The organism is uncultured Methanobrevibacter sp. (genome assembly GCF_902788255.1).
Taxonomy (GTDB): Archaea; Methanobacteriota; Methanobacteria; order Methanobacteriales; family Methanobacteriaceae; genus Methanocatella.
Window position 1 is genome coordinate 1 of sequence record NZ_CADAJR010000041.1, and the last position, 15,611, is coordinate 15,611.

A 15,611-nucleotide genomic window follows, 5' to 3' on the forward strand; every position below is an offset into this window, starting at 1 on the left:
GTTACTGAGCCGTACGCCACGAGCCTAAACTCGTTCGACTTGCATGGCTTAATCGAATCCCAATAGCAGTAACATCTGCCAGGATCAAACAGAATTGAATCACATAACAGACATAATAAGTATAAAGTATTATGAAGTACGCTAAAAAAATATAGACGAGTATTAATACATAAAAATTTGATATAAAAGTTTCTATAATCAAATTTCACCACATCTACAAAACTTACATCATACCCGAAAAACTCAGGTACTCACAAAGCACATTCATGATATTAAATTTAATTAATACAATAAATATGATAATTTATAGCTACATGCGGAAAAGCAACCATCATAGTAAGAATTGTAATATACAATAATACTTAGGTCATCGCCATAAAACACATAGCACATTTAATAGAGACGGAACTTTCACTAACAAATTCAATTAAAAAACATTGCAATAATATTTTTAAAATCAAATAAATTCATAAAAATAGATAAGATTAGATATAAGAAAATTTATGATATATAAATGCTTAATTAACATTAATATTAAGAGTTTTATAAAACAAATTTTTCAAAATTTATTTGACTCCATCCAAACAAAGTAAGTAATACAAAAAATATTTTTTGTAATACAAGATGTTTTATTAAAACCTCAAAGTAAGAAAAACATAAATGATATTTAAAATTTTCTATCTAATTCAAATAAAAATTACTTTATATATAGGAATACCTAAAATATTATTGGTGATAAAATATGAAGTTCGGTATAGAATTCGTACCACAAATACCATTAAATGAATTAGTAGACTTAGTAAAATTAGCAGAAGACGTCGGTTTTGAATACGCATGGATCACAGACCACTACAACAATAAAAACGTATACGAAACCTTAGCATTAATTGCATCCGCAACTGAAACCATTAAAATGGGTCCTGGTGTAACCAACCCATACGTAAGAAGCCCTGCAATTTCCGCTTCCGCTATCGCAACTATTGACGAAATTTCAGAAGGAAGAGCAACCTTCGGTATTGGTCCTGGTGACAAAGCAACATTTGATGCTTTAGGAATCGCTTGGGAAAAACCTGTATCCACTATTAAAGCAGCAATCGCTGACATTAACACTTTATTAGCTGGAGAAAAAACCGAAGCTGGTGCAGCATTAGGTGGAGCAAAAGCTGTTCAAGAACACATCCCTATTTACATGGGTGCTCAAGGACCTAAAATGTTAGAAACCGCTGGAGAAATCGCAGACGGTGTATTAATTAACGCTTCCAACCCTAAAGATTACGAAGCTGCTATGCCTATGATCAAAAAAGGTATCGAAGCAGCAGGCGGAGACAAAGCATTTGACGTAGGTGCATACACTGCAACCTCCATTGGTGCTGACTCCGAAGCAGCTAAAAACGCAGCAAAAATCGTAGTTGCTTTCATTGCAGCAGGTTCCCCTGCTCCAGTTATTGAAAGACACGGATTACCTGAAGGATTCAACGAACAAATGGGTGCATTCTTAGCTAAAGGTGACTTCGGTGGAGCTATTGGTGCTGTAACCGATGAAGCGGTGACTTCGGTGGAGCTATTGGTGCTGTAACCGATGAAGCTTTAGACGCATTCTCCGTATGTGGTACTCCTGATGAGTTCATCCCTAAAATTGAAGGCTTAGCTGAAATGGGCGTAACTCAATACGTAGCAGGATCACCTGTCGGAAAAGACGTAGCAGAATCCATCAAATTATTAGGAGACGTAATCGCAAGTTTCTAAACTTGCTTTCTTTTCCTTTTTTATTTTTTTAGACCATTACACACAAATTAATAACAACTATTTTTTAACAAAATTTTAATTATAATATAAGACTAATAATATTATAATGGAAATTGAAAACTTAACTAAAGAAATTCGACAAAAAGCTTTCGAGCGAAAAGATCCCAAAACACCAGAGCAGGTTGGTGCAAGCTGGTATAATGATGATCTGACATATGATGGAATTGCAAAGACACTGTTCATCATCCTTCCGACACCGGGTTGTGCATGGGCACTAGGAGACAGTGGCGGATGTACTATGTGCAGTTATGTTTCAGACTGTACCCTTGAACCTATAGACACAGACACTATCCTAAAAATATTCCATGAACACCTCTCAAGACATCCAATATCTGAAGAGGACAAGATTTCAGTTAAACTCTTTGCATCAGGAAGTTTCCTAAATCCATACGAACTTCCAAGGGATGCCCGTGACGAGATACTAAAGACATTAGTTAACTTAGGCAATGTCACAGAAATCATTGTGGAGTCAAGACCTGAATATGTCAAGGAAGAATATCTTGACGAGATATTTGAAATAATAGGAGACACATTGTTTGAAGTGAGCATAGGCCTTGAGACATCAAATGACTACACCAGATTGAAAAAGATAAACAAGGGATTTACACGTGATGACTTTGAAAATGCGGTCAAGCTAATGCAGGACCTCTCAAAAACAAAAGGTTACAACCTAAAGTCAAAGGCGTATATTTTTGTAAAGCCTATACTTGTATCTGAAGCGCAGGCAATATCTGAGGCAACCGAAACCGCACATTACTGTGAGTCAGTTGGCGTCAACAGGCTGTCATTCTGTCCTGCAACCATTCATGGGGGAACTGTAATCGAAAGGTTCTGGAGAAAAGGCGCATACCAACCACCTTGGATCTGGTCTTGCATTGAGATAATAAATACCGTTCGTGATGAAATTGATATACCTGCACTGCTCGACACTTCAGGTTTTGGTTCAAGACGTGGGCCGTACAACTGCAAGAAATGCAATAAAGACCTGAAACATATGATTATTGCAAACAATCTTACACAAACAAAGATTGAGTATGACTGTGAGTGCAAAAGCGAATGGAAAGCCGAAGTTGAAAACAGCGACATGACATCTTCAACTGTTGGCATCAAGCATATCCCATTATATTAATATATTAACAAAATTAAATATTTACTAGGAGGAAAATATGAAAAGTAAATTTATTAGTTTACTGGCTATAATTCTTGGATTGATTATTATCACATTCCCTATTATGGGAATTATTGGAGTTGCTGATTTAATCGGTTTATCCGTCCTGTTAATTTCCATTTATATGCTTGTCGTCGGAGTGGCAATAATGGATTACAACAGAAACGGTGCCATACTGGACATGGTGTTGGGAGTTATACTGCTGTTTTTAAGCATACTTTTAATTTTCAACCCGGCAACACTTGGATTTTTGGCCCAGATTACATTATACCTTGCGGGAATAATGCTGATTCTTGTGGGACTTGTCTCATTAATCAATAACCGCCAATCCAGATTCGGATTCTACATAGGAATCGCAGGTATTGTGCTGGGTTTATTATACATAGTAATTGGAACATATGTTTCAGACCCAGTCATATTGGGCATATTAATCGGAACATGGTTAGTAATTTCTGGTGTTTTAAAATTGATGGACAGTTAATAGCTGTCCAATAACTTTCTTTTTTTGGTGTTTATTTTGATAGCAATCAGTGCAGATTTTGATCCTGTACACAAGGGTCATGAAAAATTGATTAAGGAAGCCAGAAAGCTGGCTGACAGGGAAAACAAAAAGCTTGTCGTTTATTTGAATAAGGGATTCAGTGCAAACCATGCCCCATTTTTTGTTGATTTTGATGCAAGAAGCAAAATGGCGTTGGCCTTGGGAGCGGACGAGGTAAAATCATTTGAAGGCCTGCATCACCGTCTGGTATTGTCCTACAGTGTTCCAATCAGGCTCAAGCAGATGATTGACGACGGCGTGACCGACTACATTACCTCCGCCAGCATCAGTCTGGATGAAATCAAGTCAAAGGCGCAGAAGTTCATCGATGAGGGCAACTTTGTCGGAATGCCCAAAAGCTATACCAACCGTAATGAAATTCGATGGTATGCCATAAATGAGTTTCTTGGTTCAAAACTTAACTATCATGTTGTAAAGGAATTTGATAAGGACAAGTACTCCGGAAGACTGATCAGACAATCAATAATCGATAATGACATGATCATGACCGACGATGTTAAAAAATTGCTTCCAAAGACTACCGTTGAGATATTGCAGAGAGAAATAGATGAGGGAAGATGTCCTGGCGAGCGCAACTGGGCGGACATCTATAAGCGAATGAATACCTATTCCCGCGGAAACCTTGAAAAGATTGCATACCTTAACGGAAATACCATAAACGAAATTATAAAAAGAAGAGTCTATCGTGACCCCGAATCAATCTGGGCAGTCTTTAGAAGATCAGACTACGGACCGGTAATGACTAGACTTGCAATCAGCTCCATTGAAATGGACGTTACAAAAACTGAAGTGATGGAATTGATGGAAAGCTATGAATCCCAGGGCGTCATTCCCGACAACCAGAAGGTTCAGCGAGTGATTGACCGTGCATGGTATGTTGCATGCGAAGGCGAAAAGGGAATAAGCGCAAGGGATGCAAACAACAAGTTCAGAAGCGAGAACATCACCGTTGATTCTCCACCGCTAAACATTGAAGCCGGACTGAACCTGACCCGTTTTGAAACCAAAATCACAAAAGAGGGTTTGAATACCGACCTCTATGTTGACAAAAACGGGAAGATATCCGTACAGTTTAAAAGCGAAGGCAAAAAGATTAAAACCAACCTGAGACTGCCTGCAAGGGACGTGACTTATCTCAGATACATCATGGATTCCCATTTCATTCCGGTTTCCGGAAGCATAAAAAAAGCTAAAAAAGGTTTTAAGGTTAATGTGGTCATTGGCTGAGCTTGTCTAATGCCGCCTTAACCATTATCAACTCACTGTCACCAAAACAATTTATTATTTCATCCAACTCTTCTGATTTTCTTTTGGAGCTGTTCAATGTGTTTTTTATTCTTGACAGGGATTTCTCCCTGAATTCATCCCCTTCAGTCAGGGCCAATATTTCAAAGAATTCATCCTCAAGGCCCCTGTCCTTTGCAAGCTGCCATGATTCGATTAGGAGTGCAGACAGGGTTTTTGTATATGAACTTCTAAGCATTTTTAAAGTGCTGACGTCACCCAATTTATTGCTGATAACCCTTGTGTGAATATACTCGTTTAAAAACTCCAGTTCATCAGCTTTCATTCCACTGAGATACAATATAGGATTATCCGAATCAATCTTTCCGATAATTGCTCCGTCGACAAGGTTTCCAACATATTCTGATATTTCCATTGTGGTATCCGGTGAAATATTATTCAGGTCAAGATATATTCCGTTTACTTTACCGCCATATTTTCGGGCAATGGGGATGGCGCTTTTTGGTGAGGTTGCACAAATCACAATGTCTGATTTTAAACAAACTTCTTCAAAGGCGTCTAAAATTTCCATACCTGATTTTTTGATGGCCTCAATGGTTTTAGCTGATCTGCTTTCACAGGATGTGACGAATTCAATATCCTCAGATTGGATTAGTTTAAAGAGATTCTGAGACACCTTTCCAAAACCGATGAAACCTATTATCATAAAACCACATTATTTTTTAAACAGAAGCATATCATGCAGGTTAACACCGATGTCCCTTGATATGGTATTGCATTTTGCACACAAAAGGAAGTATATATCTTTTGAGGACAGGTCAATTTCGCTTAACCCCTCATAGTTACCCATACCCTTTGAAATGATAAACCTATGTGAATCGAAAATCTCTCTGAATTCATCTGAAATTTCACTGTCGACATAACCTACAGTTCCACAGCCGATTTCAACGATTTCACCAAACTCATCCAATCCCGCATCAAGGGCTTCCTTTCTGGTTGCATCATTTAAAATAGGCACTGATTTAACCGCTATTGTAATGTCCACATCATACTCTTTGATTTTTTCTAAAAGCAGTTTATCAAAAACGATCTCTCCGGTATTGTCAACCAAATACAGGACACGGTCATTTGTTTTAAGTGACTGCTCAAACTCTTCAATGTCCTTTACGGTCAAATCCTTTTTAAGAGAATCCCTGATTACACTTTCAATATCATCATCCAATGTGAACGCTCCAAAGTCCAAGATATTTCCGATAATGGCAATCTTGACATAGTTTTCCAGACTGTCATCCTTTTCCAGAATCCTTTTGACTTCAGGAAGATATTTCAATGCGATTTCGTTTCCTTCAATCTTTTCCTTATAATAAGGATCATAGCATCCGGTTTTCTCCCTTATCATCCTGTGCATATGGGAACCGGTACCGTTTGAATTGGTGTTTTCATCAAAGTTGGTGCTTAAATACTTGAAAATATCTCCCATGATTTCCATCTTTAAACTTTCATCATCGGTTGATAAATCAAGGGCTTCTCTGGCCTGTCTTAAAAAGCATGGCCCACATTCATAACTTATCTTCAAATCTAACCACCATATATTATCTGAACCAATTGGATTTCATCATCCTCTTCAATTACTGTATCCTCTATTACCAGCTCGCCGTTCTGTTTTGCAACAACGGTCTGAGCGGATAGCTCCAATTCATTTAATAAATCCTTAATGGAATAATCATCATTTGGTATTTCTCTTTTTTCCTCTGAATTTTTATATTTTAACGTGAATGACATAGTTTTACACTCCTAATTCCTCTAAAAATGAACATGCTTTGCAAAGCTCATTTGCAGCCGGCTCGCCACATCTTTTGCATCTTCCATGGGCATAGTCCTTCTGCATTTCGGGCTTCAATACATTTTTAATCTTATCGTATCCTCTTAATGTTGAGAATTTTATTGTGGGATGCTTTTCTGTAAGCTGGTTTAATACCTCTGAGACTTCACCCCTGAATGACTGCATTGCATACGGACAGCTGTCAAAGTGAACTTCAAGTTCCTTTGCAACCACATACAAACCGATTTCACGTTCGGGAATTTCACGAAGCGGCTTGATTTTAACAGTGAACTCTTCAGCCTTTGATTCTGTTTTTGCACCGAGCTTTGGAAGATTATCCGTATTTCCTTCCAGATAATTCATCATGATTGCCTGAACCTCATCATCAAGATTGTGTCCTGTGGCTATTTTTGTAGCCCCCATTTCACGTGCGGCCTTGTTGATTATTGTCCTTCTGAATACTCCACAGTATGTGCATGACCCCTTATGGTTGGGCCTTTGCATTATCTCATCTAGAGTTATGCCGTATTCTTCCTTTAAGGATACCACCTTATGCTCTATTCCCAGTCTTTCGGCATGCCTTTTTGCAATGTCCACACCTTCCTGGCGATAGTTGGCAATTCCCTCATCAACTGTAACCGCACAGATGTCTATTATGTTTCTTTGACGAAATGAATCTAAAATTTGAAGTGTTGTGACACTGTCCTTTCCACCTGAAAGTGCCACCAGAACCTTATCTCCCTTATCCAATAGCTTTTCCTTTTTAACTGTCTGGATAACTTTCTTTTCAATTGATTCTATAAAGCAGTCCTTGCACAATATCTGTCCGGACTGTTCTCTTTTATAAATAACCTTTGGGTTTCCACATTTACTGCATTTCATACTACTACCTACATCTGTTCTACAAAGTGCGCCAGCTGATTTAGGGTATTGACTTCAAATATCTGTGCGCCGGCCTCCTCATACAGTGAAACACAACTGTCCACAATATCCCATTTGTTCCTATCCTCGGGATTTAGGATGATTACCTTTTTGGAATCCCTCACCATCTCCTCAACAAGCCCCACACTTGCGGGAATTCCGTCTACCTTCGGACCTGCCCAGTCACGGCAGTCCGAAAGGATAATGACATAAGATTTATTGTTGATATTTGCCTTTTCCTGGAATTGCTTGAAGGCGGAATACATGTCTGATGTTCCGTGCACCATCATGTTCTTGACCCTCATGTCCTTGACCTTGATGAATGAATCAATGAGATATTCCTCTTTTAAGGCCTTTGTGGTTTCTATAACCTTGTTGTCAAATTCGAATGTTCGTGACCTCTTGAATGCTGTCTGTGCTGAAAACATGAGCATGAAAAACCAGCTGCTTATCCATTCACATGATCCGCTGATGTCGTTTAAAAACAAATGCTCATTCTTGTGAGGCCTTGGCTTTGCCTTTACAAGTTCCAGTGGCACCCCGCCATATTTCAGATTGGCTCGGATGGTCCTTCTCATGTCGATTTTATGGGAATTTGACTGAACCTTCCTTCTTGAACGCTTGTTGGCAATTCTTTTACCCAACCTTTGGCATATCTCAAGCATCCTAGGGTCGAACCTGTTGAGTTTGGTCAAATCCCTGTTCATCAGTTCTCCGTCACGTTCAAGCTTTTTGGCCTCCTCCAAAAGCGGCTGGCCTGAAAGCATTTTCAGCTTTTCATTGGTTATCCTTTCCTTCTGGAGCCTTTTACCTATTGTATTCTGCTTTTTAATAATATACTTATTGGATTTAGGTCCCGCTCCACGATAGGCCTTACCCTTATTCGGGTCTTCAACAGCCTTTTTTTCGGCCTTCGGTTCTGCAAATACCTTGTCAAAAATTTTTAGGAATTTTGGAATGTCATACCTGTCCTTAACATAAACGGCCAGCAGGGCAGTTTTCAGAAGGTCCCTGTCCACATCACCCAAATTCTGGTAAATTTCCATTGCAGACTGGGTGGACCGGATACTTACAGGCAAACCCTCCTTTCTTAAATCTGCAGACAAATTTGCAATTTTATTAATCATCTTATCGCTTGTTGAAAATGTCCTTTACTACACGTTTCTTGTCACTTTCGGTTTTGATGGCCACACCGACACTGTCCTCAAGTGACTGGTCGAGATTTTTAGTTCCGAGATGGGAAACTGACTTGACCCAGTCGACTGTTCCCCTGACTGACGGTTTTTTCATAAGATTCAAGTCACGTATCTGATGAACAAGCTTAACGACATATGATACGGTTTCATCATCTGCATCAGGCAGTTTTGACTTGACGATTTCAATTTCCCTTTCAACAGTAGGGTATGGAATGTATAAGAACAGACACCTGTCCTTTGTCTCATCCAAAAGGGATCTTTGTGAGTTTGATGTCAAAATAACAATCAAATCATTTTGAAGTTCAAAGGTTCCCAAATCGTTGATTGTGATTTCCTGTTCACCAAGTGCCTGCAGAAGGAAACTTTCAACTTCTTCATCTGCCTTATCGATTTCATCAATAAGTAATACTGAGTCCTTTTTGTTTAAAAAAGCATTTAGCAAAGGCCTTCTTATGAAAAATTCGTCATCGAAAATTTCATCAACATTGTCGGAGTCGTTTTTGGCGGCTTCCAAGTGAAGCAACTGCTTTTGATAGTTCCATTCCCCAACAATCTGCTCGAATGTGATTCCCTCATAACACTGTATCCTGAAGAAATCCCTGTCGAATGATTTTGCAATAACCTTAGCAAGTTCTGTTTTTCCAACACCAGGAGGGCCTTCAATAAGCATTGGCTTTCCAAGTAAAAATGATAAATAGAGAGTTGTTGTAATCTCATTGTTTGAAACATATCCCTCATCGAGAAGGATTTTGTCAATGTCTTTGATAGTTATGTCTTCAACCGGCAAACTTTTACCTTCCTAAAAATTTTATTATTGAACTTCCCCATCCTATAAGAGGATGGGGATTCTCGGGCTGTAGTCTCTTATGAGTCCTAGAATTACCGAGCTATCCCTCTGGGTCTCAAAGTTCATATATATATTATAATATTATATATTTATTTTCCATAGTTTAAAATGTTTATGGAGGCGTTCAGGTCACGGTCTAAAATCGTTCCACAATTTGGGCATTGCCATTCTCGTTCTTCGGTGGTTAAATCTTTGTTTCTGTAGCCGCATACATGACATATTTGTGAGGATGGATAATACTGTGGCACTTCGATGAATTTTTTGCCGTATAATTCGCATTTGTATTTTATCATGTATTTTAAGATTCCTAACTTACTTGGTGTAGTCCTTTGCTGTAATCCGGATCCAGCATCATTTTTTTTAGGTTTAACTTTTCCATTTTGATTATGTCATATTCTTTGGCTATGTCTTTGCTTATTTTATGGTAGTATTCCCATTTGATGTTGTTTCTTTTGTTTATGTGTTTGTGTAGTGTTTTTAGGGTTTTTTGTAATTTTCGCCTAAGTATTTTTTTCTTTTTAGATTTTTTTGTGTTTTTTTGATTTTAGATTCTATTTCAGTTAGTTTTAGCGTGGCTTTTGCTTTACGGTCTGAAAGTGTGACTAATGTTTTAACACCTAAATCTATTCCCCCTTCTTTTCCTGTTTTAGTAAACGGTTCAGGTAATGCAGAATCATATAATACAATGATGAACCATTGGCTGTTTTTTAATTGTATTCGTATGTGTTTGATTTTTCCGGTTATTTCTCTTCTGTATCCTTTGAGGTTTATCCAACCTAAAGGTTTCCAGTATAATTTACCCTCCTTAATCCGTATTCTTCGGTTTATGTTGTTGATTTTTACTGATTGTGAGGATCAGTACTTTTTTTTGAATTTTGGATGTCCGAATCCTCGTTTAAAAAAGTTTTCATAGGATTGTAGTACTGGTTTATAGCATTCCTGCATTGTATTAATATCCAATTCATTAATAAAAGGATACCATACTCTTAAATAGTTAAATATGGATCGAACATACTTATTGTTAACATATGGTGCACTAGCATTAAATAGGTTGGCTATATGTCTGTTGTACTCTATTTCTCCGATAATGTTATTGTGAATGAATCGTGAATGTCCCAAATATTGTTTAAACAACTTTTCTTGTTTCTGATTAGGATAAACTCGATGCCTACACGACCTATAAACCATAAAACTCACCTATTTAATTAAATTACTAAACTTTTATAATACATAGTATACTACTAATTAATACAATAAATAATCGCGAGTGCATTTGGTAACTATTATTCTGAAAAAATATTTCAAAATAATTATAATGACTCTTTTTTTGTGAAATTCATCATCAACCTACAGAAGCCGGAGCATTCTTTCACATTTAAGAAAAAAATAATTTAATCATAAATTTATATATAAGTGTGAATTGATAATATATTAAGTGATTAAAAAATGGAGGTAAAAAATGAAATCCGATAATGCAATTATCATAGCATTAGTAGTAATCATAATAGTGGTTGCTGGAGTCTATTTATTTGTATCCGGAAATGGAATTTCTTTAAATAATGATGCTGCAAACAATATTACCGAACCAGCTTCAAACAACGCAACTGTAACAAACAATAACCAGTCAACTGCTTCACAGGCAAGTAGTTCCAATGGAGGACCATCCACTTCACATTCAGGTCCTGACACTGACTCAGCAAGTTCAGACTCAAGCAGTTCTTCAAGTTCAGACAGCAGCTCATCCAGCCAAGACAGCAGCGCATCAAGTTCAGACTCAAGCAGTTCTTCAAGTTCAACCCCACAGGCCGGACAGTCAGAAGGAACTTATGACCCTACCGACTTTGACTGAATCTATTTTTTAAATTCATCAGGATTTTTGAACAATTCAAAATCCTGAACATATTCTTTACCCGTTATCATCGCTATTTCTGCCTTTTGAAGCTCAGAACCCAAATAGGCAGCATGCTCCATCCTTGTTACAAGATTTTTGGTTATGATTTCCTCATATATTTCCTTTGCAGAATGACCCACTATGACCAAATCCGCCTTGTTTTTCTTAAAGTGAGTGGCAGTGATTTTGCTTGCCTCAACTGTTGTACCGTAATCAACATTGATTTTAAAGCTCCCTGCCTTATCCCTAATGAATTTCATCGGCTTTACCTGTCTGGTCTGCTCGATACCATCCAATTCGTTTAAAATTATATCATTTCTCTTGTGCTTATCCTTAAATGCTACAAGGTTTATGCCCAAATCCTTTGGAATTGACTTTCTGTGCTTTGCAAGAAACATCATCTTGGAAGCGGTTGCAAGCTCATATACACTTCCCCTTGTCTTTCCACTTTCTTCAGGAGTAAAAAGAATGCTCACACCCAACTCCATTCCTATACCTGCCAGAAGAACATTGACTCCACCGGAATCCGCATCCATCAGTTCTGTTACATTTCCCACTCCGAAAAACATCGGTGCAGGATTGGTTTTATGAAATTCATGACATGCTATGATTGACTCGACGATACTTGCACTGTTTACCGGATCAAGTATCAAATCGGCAACATATCTCATTCCCTCAGTATCCTTAATCAGCTGATGCATCGCCTCTACACGTTCGGAAGGGGATTTTGGAGATTTACCCTGGGAAAAGTTGGTCGGAAGCAATACCACTGGAATGTCCTTTTCCTTTAAAATCTTTTGAACCTCAGAATTGTTTCCCAAATCAAGGCTCAATACAAAATCAATGCCGTTTTCAGCTGCAACCTGTATCTCTTTTGGATTCAGTGTATCTATACTCAGCGGCCTGTCGCCTACAATTGGCCTTAAAGTTTCAATCAGTTCGGGAATCTTGTCTGAGAAATCCTCACCGGCAGCCATACCTATGTCGATCATGTCCGCACCGGAATCAACAAAGTACTGGCATTTGTTGATAAGTGCCTCCTTTGAAAGAAACGGCGCGTTGGCAATCTCCGACAATACCCTCATAGGAAAGTCTTCCCCTACAGGAAGGTTTCTAATAAGTATATTATTTGGCTTTTTCAGAAGTTTCTTGATTTTTTCCTCATCATTTTCAAATTCCTCGATGAATTTGAATGCTTCCCTGCGTTTTTCCTCTTCAATCAGCTTGTCAGCAGGCTTGTCCTCAGACAGATCTATGCTTCCGATAAGGTTCAGCACCATTGCAAGGTCAGCCCCATCGGTCGAACCCTTGAATGTAGGTATTCCAAGTTCCTTTGTAATCTCCTTGGTTCCCTTTTTAATCAATCCAGGAACCAGAATCATGTCAATTTCATCCAATTGGTCTTTAAAAGATGTTTTGACTTCCTTGATAATCTGTCTAGGAGTTAAAAATGCAGCAACCTGAGTATTGTCTGCAATATGTACAATTATATCTTCCTTTGAACCAGAGACAACTTCCTTTATTAGAGGATATGCCAATTCTCCCGTAATTATTAAAACCTTCATGAACTTCCAACCAAATTTTTTTATAATAATATTATAATTTTAATGTTTATATAAATTAACATTTCTTAAAAATAGCAATCATATCAAAAAAGATATTGAACTTGTTTAATAAAAAAACAAAAATATTAAAAGGATTTTTAAAAAAATAAACAAAAAACAAAAGACTAATTCAGAGAAATTTAAACAAAATTATTCAAAAATTAAATTTTAACATAAAATTTATATATTTTGTAATTTATAATGATTATACATGATAAATATATGGAGGAGAATTAATGATTGAAATTCGTTTTCATGGTAGAGGTGGACAAGGTTCTGTAACTGCTGCTGAAATTTTAGCTAAAGCAGCATTTAAAGACGGCAAATTTGTTCAGGCTTTCCCATTTTTTGGAGTTGAACGTAGAGGAGCTCCAGTTATGGCTTTCACCAGAATTGATGACAAGCCAATTGAAATGAGATACCAAATCTATAATCCGGACTATGTATTGGTTTTAGATGACGGATTATTGAATGTAGTAGATGTATTTTCAGGAATTAAAGACAACACAGAAGTAATTATTAACACTACCGAGTTCAAGGGCAGTGGTGAACATGCGGTTTACGATATCGATGCAACTGGTATTGCACTTGATATGCTGGGACGTAACATTGTAAATACAATCATCCTAGGATACTTTGCTAAAAAAACCGGTGTTGTAACTATTGAATCTCTTGTAGAAGTGATTAAAGAAACCTTCCCTGGAAAAATTGGTGAAATGAACGCAGAAGCTACTCAAAAAGCTTATGAAATGGGATAGAAAGGTGAGATGATGGTTAATATAGGATGTGTAATTAAAACACCAGGAAATACCAAACAAAATAAGACTGGAAGCTGGAGAACTTTCAAACCTGTTTTAGATAAGGAAAAATGTATCGATTGTGACAATTGTATATTATTCTGTCCAGATTCCTGTGTGAACAAACAACATGATATTGATTACGATTACTGTAAAGGATGTGGAATTTGCGCATACGAATGTCCTTCAGATGCAATCGAGATGATAAAAGAATAGAGAGAGTGATTATATGGTAAAAGAAGTAATGACCTCAAATAAAGCAGTTGCAGAAGCTGTAAGATTAGCTAAACCACAAGTTATTCCCGTTTATCCGATTACTCCACAAACCACTATTTCAGAATACTTAGCACAATATGTTGCTGATGAAAAAATTGATGCTAAATATGTTAAAGTAGAATCCGAACACAGTGCAATCAGTGCAGCTGTCGGAGCAAGTGGTGCAGGAGTAAGAGTATTTACAGCTACCTCTTCACAAGGATTAATGTTAATGCACGAAATCTTATTTGCAGCAGCAGGTATGAGAACTCCATTCGTTTTAGCTGATGCAAACAGAGCAATTTCTGCTCCATTGAATATTTGGAACGATCAACAAGATTCCATTGCACAAAGAGATGCCGGATGGTTACAAATTTATGTTGAAAATGCACAAGAAGCATTGGATACCACATTAATGGCATACAAAGTTTCAGAAAATCCAAGTGTACTGTTACCTTCAATGGTATGTCTAGACGGATTTATCTTAACCCACACTGTGGAACCTGTTGAAATTCCAGAACAAGAAGATGTTGACAAATTCTTACCTCCATATGTGCCTGAACATGCATATCTTGATCCTAAAGAACCAATGTCAATAGGTAACTTTGCTGACCCTGAATACTATATGGAAGCAAGACATGACATGCAAGTTGCAATGGACAATTCAGTGGAAGTAATCCAAAAGACCTGCGATGAATTTGCAGAAATCTTCGGAAGAAAATATGGTCTTGTCGAACCATACAAAACAGAAGATGCAGACATCATATTTGTTGCAATGGGTTCAATCTGCAGTAGTATCAGAGTTATCGTAAACCAATTAAGAGAAAAAGGCGAAAAAGTCGGTTTACTTAAAATCAGAGCTTACAGACCATTCCCAACTGAAGCAATCAATGAAGTCATCAAAGACTGTGAAAAAATTGCAGTTGTTGACAAAAACTTCACATTCGGAATCGGTGGAGCATTATACGCTGATATGAAAGTCAAATTCGATAAAGAAATTTATGGATTCATTACCGGTTTAGGTGGAAGAGACATTACCCCTGAATCTTTATTAGAAATTTATGAGAAAACCAAAAATGTGCCTGAAAAAGACGTCACATGGATAGGACTTAAGGAGGAATAAAAATGGTGGACATTCCTGATAAAAATTTATTAGCACCAGGACACAGAGGTTGTGCTGGATGTGGAGCATCTATTGCAGTTAAATTAGCTTTAAACGCATTAGGTGAAAACACCGTAGCCGTTTCCGCTACAGGTTGTCTTGAAGTTATGACTACACCATACCCAGAAACCGCATGGGAAATTCCATTCATTCACGTAGCATTTGAAAATTCAGGTGCTGTTGCGTCTGGTGTAGAAAGTGCACTCAGAATTCAAGGAAAAGATGACGTGAATGTAGTTGCTTTCGGTGGTGACGGAGGAACTGTAGATATCGGTTTACAATCCTTATCCGGAGCTATGGAAAGAGGACACAACATGACCTACATCTGTTACGAT

General features: G+C 37.6%; 17 protein-coding genes, 1 rRNA gene and 1 pseudogene. 9 read left to right on the top strand and 10 right to left on the bottom strand.

Translation table 11 applies throughout. The features are described 5' to 3' along the window. Positions 1 to 95: ribosomal RNA gene (locus tag QZV03_RS10340) — 16S ribosomal RNA — on the bottom strand; the annotation flags it as partial. Positions 96 to 742: 647 nt separating this feature from the next. On the opposite strand from QZV03_RS10340, the pseudogene mer reads away from it, so the two are divergent. The 4 genes and pseudogenes from mer to QZV03_RS10360 all read left to right on the top strand — a co-directional run bounded on the left by mer (position 743) and on the right by QZV03_RS10360 (position 4,763). Next, positions 743 to 1,746: pseudogene (gene mer / locus QZV03_RS10345) on the top strand (5,10-methylenetetrahydromethanopterin reductase). Positions 1,747 to 1,852: 106 nt separating this feature from the next. Then, positions 1,853 to 2,935 carry an archaeosine biosynthesis radical SAM protein RaSEA gene (locus QZV03_RS10350; RefSeq protein ID WP_296876534.1) on the top strand — a complete coding sequence of 361 codons (1,083 nt, stop codon included), beginning with the start codon at positions 1,853 to 1,855 and terminating at the stop codon, positions 2,933 to 2,935. Between the two features lie 37 nt (positions 2,936 to 2,972). Further along, positions 2,973 to 3,455: a DUF308 domain-containing protein gene (locus tag QZV03_RS10355; RefSeq protein ID WP_296876536.1), complete on the top strand. Its 483-nt coding sequence runs from the start codon at positions 2,973 to 2,975 to the stop codon at positions 3,453 to 3,455. Between the two features lie 27 nt (positions 3,456 to 3,482). After that, positions 3,483 to 4,763, top strand: a complete 1,281-nt coding sequence (locus QZV03_RS10360; RefSeq protein ID WP_296876538.1) for a cytidyltransferase — start codon at positions 3,483 to 3,485, stop codon at positions 4,761 to 4,763. Here QZV03_RS10360 and QZV03_RS10365 read toward each other — a convergent pair. The 8 genes from QZV03_RS10365 to QZV03_RS11325 form a co-directional block, all read right to left on the bottom strand. After that, the gene (locus tag QZV03_RS10365) at positions 4,753 to 5,487 is read right to left on the bottom strand and encodes an NAD(P)-binding domain-containing protein (protein ID WP_296876540.1); all 735 of its coding nucleotides are present in this window, start codon (positions 5,485 to 5,487) and stop codon (positions 4,753 to 4,755) included. The genes QZV03_RS10360 and QZV03_RS10365 overlap by 11 nt on opposite strands. A gap of 9 nt (positions 5,488 to 5,496) precedes the next feature. Next, the gene (locus tag QZV03_RS10370) at positions 5,497 to 6,357 is read right to left on the bottom strand and encodes a DUF89 domain-containing protein (protein WP_296876542.1); all 861 of its coding nucleotides are present in this window, start codon (positions 6,355 to 6,357) and stop codon (positions 5,497 to 5,499) included. Between the two features lie 2 nt (positions 6,358 to 6,359). Next, positions 6,360 to 6,563: a MoaD/ThiS family protein gene (locus QZV03_RS10375; protein WP_296876543.1), complete on the bottom strand. Its 204-nt coding sequence runs from the start codon at positions 6,561 to 6,563 to the stop codon at positions 6,360 to 6,362. Between the two features lie 4 nt (positions 6,564 to 6,567). Next, a complete protein-coding gene (locus QZV03_RS10380; protein ID WP_296876545.1) occupies positions 6,568 to 7,485 on the bottom strand; it encodes a TIGR00269 family protein in 918 nt (305 codons plus the stop codon). Positions 7,486 to 7,493: 8 nt separating this feature from the next. After that, positions 7,494 to 8,651 carry a VWA domain-containing protein gene (locus tag QZV03_RS10385; protein WP_296876547.1) on the bottom strand — a complete coding sequence of 386 codons (1,158 nt, stop codon included), beginning with the start codon at positions 8,649 to 8,651 and terminating at the stop codon, positions 7,494 to 7,496. Position 8,652: 1 nt separating this feature from the next. Next, positions 8,653 to 9,507, bottom strand: a complete 855-nt coding sequence (locus QZV03_RS10390) for a MoxR family ATPase (protein ID WP_296876549.1) — start codon at positions 9,505 to 9,507, stop codon at positions 8,653 to 8,655. A 149-nt stretch (positions 9,508 to 9,656) separates the two neighbouring features. Then, the gene (locus QZV03_RS11320; RefSeq protein WP_394350689.1) at positions 9,657 to 9,860 is read right to left on the bottom strand and encodes a zinc ribbon domain-containing protein; all 204 of its coding nucleotides are present in this window, start codon (positions 9,858 to 9,860) and stop codon (positions 9,657 to 9,659) included. 562 nt (positions 9,861 to 10,422) lie between these two features. Beyond that, positions 10,423 to 10,755, bottom strand: a complete 333-nt coding sequence (locus QZV03_RS11325; protein ID WP_394350690.1) for a helix-turn-helix domain-containing protein — start codon at positions 10,753 to 10,755, stop codon at positions 10,423 to 10,425. A 271-nt stretch (positions 10,756 to 11,026) separates the two neighbouring features. On the opposite strand from QZV03_RS11325, the gene QZV03_RS10395 reads away from it, so the two are divergent. Next, the gene (locus QZV03_RS10395) at positions 11,027 to 11,416 is read left to right on the top strand and encodes a hypothetical protein (RefSeq protein ID WP_296876551.1); all 390 of its coding nucleotides are present in this window, start codon (positions 11,027 to 11,029) and stop codon (positions 11,414 to 11,416) included. Positions 11,417 to 11,418: 2 nt separating this feature from the next. Here the strand turns inward: QZV03_RS10395 and QZV03_RS10400 are convergent, their stop codons facing one another. Continuing rightward, positions 11,419 to 13,023, bottom strand: coding sequence for a dihydropteroate synthase-like protein (locus tag QZV03_RS10400; protein WP_296876553.1), 1,605 nt, complete (start codon positions 13,021 to 13,023; stop codon positions 11,419 to 11,421). 275 nt (positions 13,024 to 13,298) lie between these two features. On the opposite strand from QZV03_RS10400, the gene QZV03_RS10405 reads away from it, so the two are divergent. The 4 genes from QZV03_RS10405 to QZV03_RS10420 all read left to right on the top strand — a co-directional run. Then, positions 13,299 to 13,820 (top strand): pyruvate ferredoxin oxidoreductase subunit gamma, encoded by a 522-nt coding sequence (locus QZV03_RS10405; RefSeq protein WP_296876555.1) that lies wholly within the window; start codon positions 13,299 to 13,301, stop codon positions 13,818 to 13,820. Positions 13,821 to 13,832: 12 nt separating this feature from the next. Continuing rightward, on the top strand, positions 13,833 to 14,075 hold the full coding sequence (gene porD / locus QZV03_RS10410; RefSeq protein ID WP_296876559.1) for a pyruvate synthase subunit PorD: 243 nt from the start codon (positions 13,833 to 13,835) through the stop codon (positions 14,073 to 14,075). 13 nt (positions 14,076 to 14,088) lie between these two features. Next, the gene (gene porA, locus QZV03_RS10415) at positions 14,089 to 15,237 is read left to right on the top strand and encodes a pyruvate synthase subunit PorA (protein ID WP_296876557.1); all 1,149 of its coding nucleotides are present in this window, start codon (positions 14,089 to 14,091) and stop codon (positions 15,235 to 15,237) included. Positions 15,238 to 15,239: 2 nt separating this feature from the next. Then, positions 15,240 to 15,611, top strand: a 372-nt coding sequence (locus tag QZV03_RS10420) for a thiamine pyrophosphate-dependent enzyme (protein ID WP_394350691.1), incomplete at its 3' end; no start/stop codon positions are given.